The organism is Nocardia albiluteola, assembly GCF_018860155.1.
Lineage (GTDB): Bacteria > Actinomycetota > Actinomycetes > Mycobacteriales > Mycobacteriaceae > Nocardia > Nocardia albiluteola.
Genome location: NZ_JAHKNI010000010.1, coordinates 166,413 through 178,629 on the forward strand (window position 1 = coordinate 166,413; position 12,217 = coordinate 178,629).

The 12,217-nt window shown below is 68.7% G+C and carries 10 protein-coding genes; 6 read left to right on the top strand and 4 right to left on the bottom strand.

The window, feature by feature from the left end:
- Positions 1 to 29: 29 nt before the first annotated feature.
- The gene (locus tag KO481_RS44445; RefSeq protein WP_215921370.1) at positions 30 to 1,847 is read left to right on the top strand and encodes a sensor histidine kinase; all 1,818 of its coding nucleotides are present in this window, start codon (positions 30 to 32) and stop codon (positions 1,845 to 1,847) included.
- Between the two features lie 9 nt (positions 1,848 to 1,856).
- Positions 1,857 to 2,162, top strand: coding sequence for a hypothetical protein (locus tag KO481_RS27830; protein ID WP_215921372.1), 306 nt, complete (start codon positions 1,857 to 1,859; stop codon positions 2,160 to 2,162).
- A 26-nt stretch (positions 2,163 to 2,188) separates the two neighbouring features.
- Here the strand turns inward: KO481_RS27830 and KO481_RS27835 are convergent, their stop codons facing one another.
- From KO481_RS27835 to kduI, 4 genes are all read right to left on the bottom strand, one after another.
- Positions 2,189 to 3,514: a COG4705 family protein gene (locus KO481_RS27835; RefSeq protein ID WP_245401654.1), complete on the bottom strand. Its 1,326-nt coding sequence runs from the start codon at positions 3,512 to 3,514 to the stop codon at positions 2,189 to 2,191.
- A 90-nt stretch (positions 3,515 to 3,604) separates the two neighbouring features.
- A complete protein-coding gene (locus KO481_RS27840) occupies positions 3,605 to 4,516 on the bottom strand; it encodes an IclR family transcriptional regulator (RefSeq protein ID WP_215921374.1) in 912 nt (303 codons plus the stop codon).
- Positions 4,501 to 5,253 carry an SDR family oxidoreductase gene (locus KO481_RS27845; protein ID WP_215921376.1) on the bottom strand — a complete coding sequence of 251 codons (753 nt, stop codon included), beginning with the start codon at positions 5,251 to 5,253 and terminating at the stop codon, positions 4,501 to 4,503. The genes KO481_RS27840 and KO481_RS27845 overlap by 16 nt, the downstream gene beginning before the upstream one ends.
- Before the next feature lie 121 nt (positions 5,254 to 5,374).
- Positions 5,375 to 6,067: a 5-dehydro-4-deoxy-D-glucuronate isomerase gene (kduI, locus tag KO481_RS27850; protein WP_215921378.1), complete on the bottom strand. Its 693-nt coding sequence runs from the start codon at positions 6,065 to 6,067 to the stop codon at positions 5,375 to 5,377.
- A 206-nt stretch (positions 6,068 to 6,273) separates the two neighbouring features.
- Between kduI and KO481_RS27855 the strand changes: the two genes are divergently transcribed.
- Genes KO481_RS27855 through KO481_RS27870 form a run of 4 tightly spaced genes read left to right on the top strand, consistent with a single transcriptional unit; the run spans position 6,274 to position 12,189 of the window.
- The gene (locus tag KO481_RS27855; protein ID WP_215921380.1) at positions 6,274 to 7,581 is read left to right on the top strand and encodes an ABC transporter substrate-binding protein; all 1,308 of its coding nucleotides are present in this window, start codon (positions 6,274 to 6,276) and stop codon (positions 7,579 to 7,581) included.
- On the top strand, positions 7,578 to 8,486 hold the full coding sequence (locus tag KO481_RS27860; protein ID WP_215921382.1) for a carbohydrate ABC transporter permease: 909 nt from the start codon (positions 7,578 to 7,580) through the stop codon (positions 8,484 to 8,486). Before KO481_RS27855 ends, KO481_RS27860 begins: the two co-directional genes overlap by 4 nt.
- Entirely contained in the window at positions 8,483 to 9,331 is an 849-nt protein-coding gene (locus KO481_RS27865; RefSeq protein WP_215921384.1) for a carbohydrate ABC transporter permease, read from the top strand. Before KO481_RS27860 ends, KO481_RS27865 begins: the two co-directional genes overlap by 4 nt.
- A complete protein-coding gene (locus KO481_RS27870; RefSeq protein ID WP_215921386.1) occupies positions 9,328 to 12,189 on the top strand; it encodes a hypothetical protein in 2,862 nt (953 codons plus the stop codon). Before KO481_RS27865 ends, KO481_RS27870 begins: the two co-directional genes overlap by 4 nt.
- Positions 12,190 to 12,217 lie beyond the last annotated feature (28 nt).

The window sequence follows — 12,217 nt, forward strand, 5'->3', positions numbered from 1 at the left end:
CCCTCCAACGCTGGAGGGTGCGTACGAAAGTGGCTGTGGTCGTGGTGTTTCCACTGATCGTCGCCGTCATCCTGGGTTCGGTGCGCCTGGTCGGCGAGATCGGCGATGCCGTCGACGAGTCCGCCGCGGCCGCGTATGTCGACAACGTCGATGTGGTGGTGGCGGTGGAGGCTTCCGCCACCGTCGTCGCGGGCCGCCAGGCGGCCGGAACGCTCGTCGTCTCGGATCGCGTGCCGCTGGTCGACGCGATCACCCGGCTGGATGCCGTGCGCACCCGGCCCGGCCTGCCGCCGGCGGCAGCACAGGCGGAGAACGCGATGTCCGATGCCGCCACCCACCTGCGCGATCTGAATCTCGGCTCGCAGGTCTCCATCGACGACCTCACGGCGATCCAGCACACCATCACCGGCACCGCCGACACCGTCGTGGAATCCGTACTGCGGCCGATGAATTCGGTGGCCGTCGGCGATGGGGAGCGGCGGCTTCTGGACATCTGGGCGGCGCAGCGGCAGATCTTCCAGATCGCCGTCGGCCTGGTCAAGATCATCGTCAACCCGGCCGACCCCGGCACCCAGCTGACCGCGGCGATCGGCGCGGAGTCGGTGCTGCTGGATCGCCTGCGCACCGAGATCCCCGGTGACCCGCGCATTTCGCACCTGCAGGCGGCGCTCGCGGCCGAGAATCCGCTCATCGCGAAGGTCCGCGTCGCGATACCCGCGGGCCCGGCCGCGGTGCGCGCGGTCGGCTACGGCGACGCCCTGGTCCACGATCTGAGCACCTACGAGGCGCTGGTGGCCGATCAGGCGCACGACATCGCCGCCACCGTCGACGGATTGGTGTCACAGGCCCGGTACGCCGCGGTCCGCGATTCGGTGCTGCTGATGCTCACCCTGGTGCTCGGGCTGACGATCGCGGCGGTGGTGGCGCAGGCGCTGCTGCGGCCCCTGCATCGCCTGCACGACAGCGCCCGCCGCCTGGCCGAGGTGGATCTGCCCGCCGAGGTGGAGCTCATCAATACCGGGGACCCCGACGCGATTCTCGAAATCACCGCCGTGCCGGTGGATTCGGACGAAGAGATCGGAGCGGTCGCGCGCGCGGTCGACGACATCCACGATCAGGCGCTGAATCTGGCCAGCCGCCAGCGCCAGCTGCGCCTGCTGGTCAACGACCTGTTCGACGCGCTGGCCCGGCGCACCAATTCGCTATTGGAATGCCAACTTCGGCTGATCGAGGCCCTCGAGCGCAACGAGGAGGACCCGCACCGGCTCACGCGCCTGTTCGAGCTCGATCATCTCGCCACCCGGATGCGCCGCAACGGGGACAACCTGTTGGTCCTGGCCGGGACGCAGGTGGCGCGTATTCGATCGGACGCCATGCCGATCCAGGACGTGGTGCGTGCGGCGGCCTCCGAGGTCGAGGACTACCGGCGGGTGCAGGTGGCGGCCGCGCCGGAGATCGCGATCACCGGCGCGGCCGCCATCGATGTCGTGCATCTGCTGGCCGAGCTGCTGGACAACGCGCTGCGATCCTCGCCCCCGCTCACCGAGGTCGACGTGCACTGCGAACGCGGGCGCGACGGCGGCGCCATCGTCGAAATCGTCGACCACGGAAGCGGAATCATCGCCGCGGATCTCGAGCTGCTCAACGACCGGCTGGCCTCGCCGCCGGAGATCGAGGCCGAAACGGCCAGGCGCATGGGCCTTTATGTGGTCGGTCGGCTCGCCGAACGGCACGGCATCACCGTGCGCCTGCGGCCCACCGACGCCGATCGCCCGGCGACCGGCATCACCGCAGAGGTCAGGATCCCGCCGCTGAATGTGCGCACGATCTTGTCCATATCCGAATGAAGGTGTGCCATGCGTCCACTGATGTACGCATTGATCCGTACCGCCATGGTCAGCGGCGGCATCGAGCAGTGCGAACGGCACCTGTGCCGGTACGCCCGGGAGGCCGGCTTCGAGCTCGCGGCGGTGTTCCGGGAGTCCGGCGACGGTGGCGCCTTCGAGGAGCTGCTGTGCGAGCTGTTCCGTTCGCAGGCCTGCTATGTCGTGGTTCCCACCCTCGACCACCTCTGCGGGCTCCCGGTCCCCCGCCGTACCCTGCTGGCCCGGCTGATAGCGCTGGACGCCCTGGCCTGGCCGCTACCGGGTCCGCCGGAATAGCCTGCACAACAGGGTAATTCGCGACCTCACCCCAGCGTGCCGAGCAGCGCGTCGAGCGCCCCGGTCTCGGTCGCCGAGTCGGGATGGCTGGAGCGAATCGCCTTCAGGACGCTGTCGATCCGGCCGTCCACAACGGTCCAGCCGGACTGATCGAGCGACTGGAGGGTGTCCTGGTCCTTGTCCCAGGCCGTTTCCAGGTCCTTGATGCGGGCCTTCGCCTCGGGCTGCTTCCCGGTCTGCACCAGGACCAGCGTGTCCCGGGTGATGGTCCGGAAGTTCGCGACCTCGGCGGGCGGGAAGTGCGCGATCGCCTGCCCCGGGGTCTGTGGGGCGGATGCCGGGGCGGCTTCCTCGTCGGTGGACGGGGTGGCATGCGGTTGTCCCGCCGCCCAGCCCAGCAGGACTGCGACGAGGATCGCGACAATCGCGTAGTACCCCAGCATGATTCGCTCCCTCCTCCGCTTCGCTCCGTCGGGCGCGGTGCGCACTGTGCCCATGGGTCGCTCGCCAGCTCGCTCCCTCCTCCGCTTCGCTCCGCCGGGCGCAGTGCGCACTGTGCCCATGGGTCGCTCGCCAGCTCGCTCCTGACCGGGATTCGCGGGCACGGGCGTGGGCCGATCGGCGATCACATCCCCACGCGTGCGGGTGAGGTACCCGACCGTCGCCAGGATCGCCACCAGGAAGATCACGCTGGTGAGCGCGGTACCCAGGCCGAGACCGTGGTCGGCGGTGGGCGAGGCCAGCCAGTCGCCGAGGTTCGCGCCCAGCGGCCGGGTCAGGATGTAGGCGAGCCAGAACGAGAGCACCGCGTTAGCGCCCAGGCGCCACCCGAGGACGATGGCGACGATCAGTCCGGCGGGCAGCAGCACCGAGGTGCCCGGACCCCATCCGGTCGCGGCGAGCGTCCAGTCGCCGACGGCGGTACCGAGGGCGAAGGTGACCAGCACCGCCAGCCAGTAGAACAGCTCGCGCGGCAGCGTGACGATGCTGTGGATCGACAGCGTCCGCTCCCGGGCGAACCAGATCCCGAAGACGACCGCGAGGACCACGGCGAACACCGACGTGCTCAGTGCGAGCGGAACATTCAGCTGATCGGTGAGGATGTCGGTGTACAGCGTGCCGGTGACGCTGAGGACCACGACGCTGAGCCAATAGGCCAGCGGCACATACCGATCCAGCCGCAGTTGCCAGCCCAGCACCGCGGCGAGCACGACCGTGAAGATCAGCGCCGTCGGCACCAGCCCGACACCGAGCGAGTTGTTGATCCAGTCGGCGAAGCTCTCGCCCACCGTGGTGCACAGGATCTTGATGATCCAGAACCACATCGTGACCTCGGGCACCTTGCTCAGCATGTGCCGGGTCGTGCGTACCTGCGATTTCGTCGTGTCCGTCACAGCGCGTGACGATAGGATCCGCCGGCTGTGAGCACGCTGAGAACGAGGTCAGCCGGAGCGCCCGTCCGGTGGACGCGGGGCCGCCCCCGGCAGTCCCAGGGCCTGTGAGGCCTCCCGCGCCGCGGCGATCAGCAGCGGCGCACAGGCCCGGACCTTGACCCGGTCGAGGTCGAAGGTCAGCGCCGAGACGCTGATGCCTCCGATCGGGCGGCCGTGCGGATCCAGGACCGCGACGCCCAGGCAGCGGGTGTGCTCCTCGTTCTCCTCGTCGTCGACCGAGTATCCACGGCGAGCCACGTTGTCCAAGTGGGCGATCAGCAGATCGGGGTCGGTGATCGTGCGGGCGGTCATGGCGGGCAACGGCATCCGCGTCAGCAGCTCGCGCAGCTCCGCGCGGGGTAGACAGGCCAGGATGGCCTTGCCGATCGCGGTGCAGTGCAACGGAATCGACAACCCGACGCGCGAGCGCATGCCGTAGGCGCGATCGCCCTCGAGCTTGTCGACGTACACGGCCTCTTCGCCGGACAGCAGGGCGAAGTGCACCGTATGCCCGGTGGACGAGCACAGCCCCTGCAGGATCGGGCGCACGATGTGGGTGACGCCCGCGGTCTGCCCCGCCAGCGACAACAGCCGCACGCCCGGCAGATAGCGATGCTCGGAATCGACTCGTACCCAGCCCAATCCGGACAGCTCCCGCAGGATCCGGTGCACGGTCGAGGTGGGAAGCCCGGTGCTGCGGCTGATCTCGCTCACGCCTCCGCTTCGCTCCGGCGCGAGCGAGGGCTCGGCTGTGTCTATCCTCCGCTTCGCTCCGGCGCGAGCGAGGGCTCGGCTGTCTATCGGTCGCTCGCTGCGCTCGCTCACCCCGTGGTAGCTCAGCAGCGCCTCGAGCACCATGACCACCTTGGCCACCGCGCTCGGCGCCGGGGATTTCGCCGCCTCGTTCACCGCGCCAGCCACCCCCCGTCCACCACCAGCACATGTCCGTGCACATAGGCCGCCGCCGGGGAGCACAGGAACACCACGGCCCCGGCCAGGTCGTCCGGCTCGCCCCAGCGGCCCGCCGGAATGCGGTCCACGATCGCCCGGTTCCGAATCGGATCCTCGCGCAGCGGAAGGGTATTCGCGGTCGCGATGTAGCCCGGCGCAATCGCGTTGACCCCGACCCCGCGCCCGGCCCACTCGGTGGCCAGCGCCTTGGTCAGGCCCGCGATCGCATGCTTGCCCGCGGTGTAGGAGGCGACGTTGATGCCGCCCTGGAACGACAGCAGCGAGGCGATGTTCACGATCCGCCCCGCGCCGCGTTCGAGCATCGGCGCCCCGAGGCACCGCGCCAGCAGGAATGCCGCGTCCAGATCCACCGCGAGCACCCGCTGCCACTCGGCCAGCGAAATGCCCTGCGCGGCACCGCGTCCGATGATTCCGGCGTTGTTGATCAGCAGGTCGATGCGGTGGCCGGCGGCGAGTTCGGTCGCGGTGGCCTCCACCGCCGCGAGATCGGCGAGGTCCACTCCCACGGTATCGGCCTCCCGCCCCAACGCGCGGACCTCCGCGGCGACGGGTTCGAGCCCTGCCTCTTCACGCCCCCAGAGCACAACGTCGGCACCCGCATCGGCCAGCGCCAACGCCGCCGCCCGCCCGATGCCGGTCCGGGCACCGGTCACCAGCGCCCGCAGACCGTCCAGCCGGAAACTCATGAGAGGGCCTCGGTGGCAACCATATCCATATCGGTGTAGGCGAGATTCTCTCCCGCCGTGGACCATACAAAGCGATACGGGGCGGTGCCGGCGCCGGTGTGGATCGACCATGGCGGGCTGATCACCGTCTGCGGTCGGCGACAATCATGCTGCGGGTGCGCGCGGGCTGCCCGCACAGGTGCACCACCCGCTCGCCCGCGTCGAGGCCGAAGTACAGGTAGATCTCGGTCCGCCGGTCGTGGGTGTGACACGGCATCGTGTTCCAGACGCTGCCCGGCTCCAGCGTCGTGATGCCCAGCGCCAGCTCGCAGGACTGAACGCCCTTGTCGTGCACGTATTTCCGCAGGGTGCGCGCGCTGGCCTTGTCCGCCTCGCCGATGCTCACCGTTTCGGCCTCGGAGCGGGGTATCAGCGTGGTGGGATAGGACCTGTGCGCCGGGGCCGAGACGATATAGAACACCGCATCGCCGGATACCGCCACGGCTTTCGTGCCCTGCCCGACGTAGACGATGTCCTCGGCCCGCACCGCATGCTCGGTGCCGTCCGCCCGCACCGTACCCTGCCCCTCGAGGCAGACGATGCCGAGTTCGCGGCGATCGCACAGGTTTTCGGCGCGCACCTCATCCGGGGCGGTCAGCTCGAGGGTGCCACCGGCAGGCACGGCGCCGCCGATCAGCAAGCGATCCTGTTGCGAGAACGCGAAACGCAGCTCTCCCGCGGCGAACAGGTCGGCGACGAGGAAGCGCCCGCGCAGCTCCTCCGGCGACAGCGTCGCCATCTCGTCCGGACTCGTGGCGTATCGAACGTCTGTCATATCTGTTGCCTATCAATCGGAGTGGGCATACCGATCCGTTCCCGGCATCGACGCGACGGCACCGTCACCTCGATTCACATCCTCGACCGGCAGCTTTTTCCGCTGGACGGGAAATGCTTTCCTTCACACAGGATGCCGGTGGAGTATGCCGTACGAGGCAAGACAGCGGCAAGATGTGACCGAGCGCACGAGCAGGAGTGATTCGAATGCGAATCAGCGCAGTAGTCGGCTCGATGGTCGCGGGGGTGGCGCTGGCTGTGGCCACCGCCTGCGCACCGGGCGTCCAGCAGTCCAGCAGCACCCCGACGGGGCCGGTCACGGTAAATTTCAGCTCCTTCAAGGGCAAACACATGACCTACCTGTACTTCACCGACGGGCCCGACCTCGACGCCACCAAGGCCGCCATCACCCGCTTCGAGCAGGCCACCGGTGCCACCGTGGATCTGCAGACGGTGCCGTTCGCCCAGCTGAACACCGCGCTGCAGGCGCGCATCGCCTCGCACACCGAGCCGGAGGTGGCCCGGGTCCAGGACTGGCATCCGTACGCGGGCGAATTACTGGATTTCACCGACTATTTCGGCAAGTCGTATCCCGGTGAGTTCACCGCGGGCGCGGTGGGCACCGCCGAGGACGCGGCCGGTCACATGTACGCGGTGCCCAGCGATCAGACCATCAACGGCCCCTTCGTCAACGCCGACGCCTTCGCCAAGGCCGGTGTGCCCCTGCCCGATGCGTCCGCCAAGTGGACGTGGCAGCAGTTCGTCGACGACGCCACCAAGGTGGCGCAGGCCAACCACATGCCCAACGCGCTCACCATGGACGTCTCGGGCAACCGGCTCAGCACGGTCCTGAGCGAATACGGCACCAATCTCATCGGACCGGACGGTCAGGTGGGCCTGGACCAGGTGAAAACCGAACAGGCCCTGGGCATGTTCAACGGTCTGCTGCAAAGCGACAAGATCTCCAAGGACTTCTGGCTCGGCGCGGGGACCAACTACAAGGGCGGCAACGACCCCTTCCTGGCCCAGCAGGCGCCGGTATACCTGTCCGGGCCCTGGCAGGTCGGCGCGTTCACCAAGTCCGCGCCGTTCTCCTGGCGGGCGGTTCCGGATCCGTGCGCGACCGAATGCGGCGGCTTCCCGGGAATGAAGATGATGGTCGCCTTCTCGCACAGCAAGGAGCCGACCCTCGGCGCGGCGTTCGTGCAGTGGATGAACCGCACGGAGAACCAGCGCCAGACCGATATCGATTCGTACTGGCTGCCCACCCGCAAGGATCTGGTCGCCTCGGGCATCCCCTATCCCTCGCACGCCGCGGACATGAATATCTTCATCTCCCAAATCAATTCGACCCCCGCGCCCGATTTCACCGCGGTCGCCAGCCCCGCCTACACCGGCGCGGCCAACGCCCTGGTCAAGGAGTTCGACAAGGCCGTCGCGGGCCAGGAGGGGGTGCCGGACTGCGTGCGCAATCTGCGCGATCAGGTCACGCAGATCATCAAGGCGAGCAAATGAGCGATCGGCCGCTCACCCGGAGACCGAGACGCCGGATTCGCTTCCGGCGCAAGCTCGTTCCGTACCTGTTTGTGCTGCCGAACATGGCGATCTTCGGCCTGTTCACGATCTGGCCGGCGCTGAACGGATTCAATCTCAGCCTCTACGACAGCAACAACGGGCTGACCTTTCACCCGGTCGGAACCGGCAACTACCGAAGGATCCTCAGCAGCAACGAATTCTGGGCGGTGGCACGGCAGACCGCGGAATTCGTCGCCGGATTCGTGGTGGTGAGCGCCGTGGCCTCGACCGCGCTGGCGCTCATGCTCAACCGCCAGCGCCGGGGCCGGGGCGCGCTCAGTGCGGCGTACTTCCTGCCCTTCGTCGTCTCGCCGGTGGTCGTCGGCCTGATCTGGAACGCCGCGCTGGACCGCCGGACCGGGCTGGTCAACGAGGTGATCGGCGCGGTGGGCCTGGGACATCCCGCCTGGCTCGTGACTCCGCGCCTGGCGCTGATCTCGGTGATCCTGGTCGGGGTCTGGATTCATCTGGGGTTCTACACCATGATCACGCTGTCCGGCCTGCAGGCGATCGACGCGCAGATCTACGAGGCCGCCACCATCGACGGCGCAGGGGTATGGAATACGGTGCGGCACATCACCTTACCGCTGTTGCGGCCCACCACGACGATGGTGATCACGCTGGCGACGATAGCGGGATTCCAGGCGTTCGACTTCATCTTCACGCTTACCGGCGGCGGGCCGGTCGGTGCGACGACGCTCCTGGTGCAGTACATCTACACCAACGGGTTCACCTCGCCGATCAGTTACGGCGTGGCCAGCGCGGCGGCGGTGATCCTGTTCCTGGTCGTCTTCGCCGTCACCTTCCTGAACTACGTCGTCGGCCGGCGCCGGGAGGCGGTGTGAACAACACCTGGACCTCCACCGGCGGGCGCCCGCCCTCGACGGCCACGGTCGTGCGCGCTACCGTGCTGATCGTGGGCGCGATCGTCGTGGTGGCCCCGCTGATCTGGGCCGGGCTGTCCTCGTTGAAGACACCGGCCGAACTCGCCGCGCAACCACCCACGCTGTACCCGCACCACCTGGATTTCGACAACTACCGGACCGGGTTGGCGGCCTTCGACTTTCCGCGCTACCTGCTCAACAGCGTGCTCGTCACGGCCGCGGCGACGGCCCTGACGCTGCTGATCAACTCGATGGCGGCGTATGCCCTGGCCAAGTACAACTTCCGGGGCCGGAACCTGCTGTTTCTGATCACGCTGTCCACCATCATGATTCCGCTGCAGGTGATCCTGCTGCCGGTCTACCAGGTGGTCTCGTCGCTCGGGATGGCCAATTCGCTACTGGGCCTGATCATTCCGCCCGCGGCCACCCCCACGGGGGTGTTCCTGCTGCGGCAGTACATGCTGTCGCTGCCGGACGAGACGCTCGAGGCCGCCCGGATCGACGGCGCCGGGGAATTCGTGATCTTCTGGCGCATCGTGCTGCCGCTGTGCCGCCCGGCGCTGGCCGTGCTGGCGATCTTCTCGGTCATCTGGCGCTGGAACGACTTCCTGTGGCCGCTGATCGTGGCCCAGGACGAATCGAAACAGACGCTGCCGGTGGCGATCGCGCGCTTCGCTGGGCAGCAGGCGATACCGTTCAACCAGATTCTCGCGGTATCGGTAGTGTCCATCGTGCCGGTGATCGTGATCTTCCTTATTCTGCAGAGACAGATCATTTCCGGGCTGGTGCAAGGAGCCGCCAAGTGAACAACCCCTTGCTGCCGCACAACCCCATCGGCGAGCGCACCGTGCACACCCTCGATGCGCGCGGCTACATCCGCGACTGGCTCACCGCACCGGCCTGGTCGACGCCCTGTGAGGATCTGGACATGGTGCTCGAGGCCGACGGTAGCCCGTGGGGTGAGTACGGCCGGTGGGTGCTGACCAACGGCCCCGATGTCGGCCCGCTCAAGGGCCGCCTCTATCAGATTCGCCCGCTCGACCTGGGCCAGCAGCTGCCGGAAATCCGGGAGGGCGAGGACTTTTCGTGGTACGTGGAGCGTGCCCGTCGCACATCGCGGTGGGAGCGCCGCCACGTCGGCGCCGACGGACTGCTCGACTGGAGCGAGTTCTGTTTCACCCCGCAGTACCGTCAGGCGATCGCCGCTACCGTGCTCGAGGTCGATCAGGCCGAGTACCGCATCCTCGAGGTCGGCTGTACCGGACCGGCGGCGCTGTTCGTTGACGGTGAACTGCTCTGGCAGAGTGAGGATTTCACCTACATGGAGCCGCATCGCGATCGGGTGCGGGTCCGGCTGCGCTCGGGCACGACAGCGATCCATCTGGTCACCTGGCAGGTTGCGTTCCGGGAATGCCGTCACGTGGCGAGCCTGCGGGTGCGGGGCCTGCCGGTCCGGGTTGTCATCCCCTCTCCCGAGGCCGACGAATATCGTTCGGCCGCAGCGGAATCCCTGCTCGAAGCGGTCGGCATCGACCCGTGGGCGAGCATCGACGGCACCGTCCGCCTGACCGGGCCGGTCGGCGCGCGGTACGAGGTGGCCACGGCCGACGGCGCCGTGCGGGAGGTAGTGCTCACCGATGGGTCCGCGATCGTGGCGCTCGACGACCGAGCGGCGTCGCTCGTCGAACAGGCGACGCCCGGTCTCGACGGCACTGCTCCCGATCAAAGCTTCAGCGCGGCAGTCGATTCGTATGCCAGGACGATCGGCGTAGCGGCGCCGGGATTCGACAACAGCGCGGTATCCGATAGCACCGCAGCCGATCTCGACGATCCGGCGTCCGCGACCACCGCGGCGGACGCGACCGCCTCCATGCTCTCGACCGGCGAAACGACCCTGACCGTACGCATCCCGGATCCGGCCGCGCCGGTGACGCGGCAGCTGCGTGCGGCCCGGGTCCCGGAGAGCTACCGCGCCGGACCCGAGGGCGATCCCCAGCGGTGGCGCGCGGAGCTGATGCGGCATGTCGCGGCCGGAGTCCCCGGAGTGGCCAGGGCACTGGCCCGGCATGTCCTGGACCCGCACACCAAACTGTCCGATGACGATCTCGCCCCGCCGCTGTGGATGATCGATTCCCGGTCCGACTGTGCCGATTTCGAGGCCGTCGGCCTGATCCACCTGTGGAAGCGCCTCGACGAAGAGGCCTGGACCCCGGACCAGCGCGACCGGGTGCGCCGCTCGCTACTCGGGTTCAAGTACTGGATCGACCAGCCCGGCCTGGACGCCATGTGCTACTTCACCGAGAATCACCAGTTCGTCTGGCACACCGCCGAAACCCTGGCGGGCGAGCTGTTTCCCGACGAGATGTTCACCAATACCGGCCGAATGGGAAGCGACCACGCCGAGCACGGCCGGCAGCTGGCCGTGGAGTGGATGCGCCGCAAGATGTCCGGCGGATTCAGCGAGTTCGACTCCAACGCCTACCTCGCGATCGACTCGCTGGCGCTGGTCTCGTGGGTCGAGTTCGCCGCCGACGACCGACTGCGCCGGTTGGCGGAGGCCCTGCTGGACAAGGCGCTGCTCACCCTGGCGTGCAATTCCTGGCACGGGATTCACGGTGCGGCGCACGGACGTTCGTATGTGCCCACGCTGCGCTCATCGCGATTCGAGGAGACCGCGCCGATCATGTGGACGCTGTGGGGCACGGGGGCGCTGAACGCGGCGGTCCTGCCCGCCACGGCGCTGGCCACCGCCCGGCGCTATCACATGCCCGAACTGATCCGGGCCATCGCCACCGCGCAGCCGCAGGAGTGGGACGGCCGCCAGGTGTACCGCGGCGACTATCGGCAGTACCACGACCTGCTCTCCCGGCCCTACGGCTCGGACCTGCGGGTCTGGCGGACCCCCGACGCGATGCTGTCCAGCGTGCAGGACTATCGCTCCGGGCTGCCCGGCCTGCAGGAACATATCTGGGGCGCCACGCTCGGGCCGGAGGTGCAGGTGTTCGCCACCCATCCCGCGGCCGCGAGCACCTCCTCCTCGGCGCGCCCCAATGCCTGGGCGGGACAACGCATTCTGCCGCGAGCGCACCAGCACCGCGATACCGTGCTGGCGCTGCATCGCATTCCTGGCGACGACCCGTTCGGCTCGACCCACCTGTGGTTCCCCACTCCGCACCTGGACGAGTGGACCGTGCACGGCCCCTGGCTGGCCGGCCGCCTCGGCGCCGGTTACGTGGCGGTCGCGGCGGCCGGTGGTTTCCGGCCGCACACCACCGGCGACGAGGCCTACCAGAGCTGGCTGCCGCGCGGTGACGGCCTCGGCTACGTCGCCACGGTGGGGCGGGCGGCCGTGTCCGGATGCTTCGCCGATTTCGTTGCCGCCCTGGGCGATCCGGAGTTCGGCGACGGGTTCGTCCGCTGGCGGGCCGGGGACGGCCGGGAGCTGGCGCTGCACTGGCCGGGGGCCTTCACGGTGAATGGCTCGGCCGCAACGGATTTCGTCGCAGACCCGCCGCACCTGGACAACCCCGCCGTGCACGTCGGGTTCGGGGACGACCGGCTCGAGGCCGTGTGGGACGGCCATCGCCTCGTGCTGGACCTGGCCGAGGGGCGGCGCATCGAACCCGCCAGCGCGGTTCTCCCCGTCCGACGGCCCCGGCGATGAACACCCGCGGGCAGGCCCGGCCGGTGCG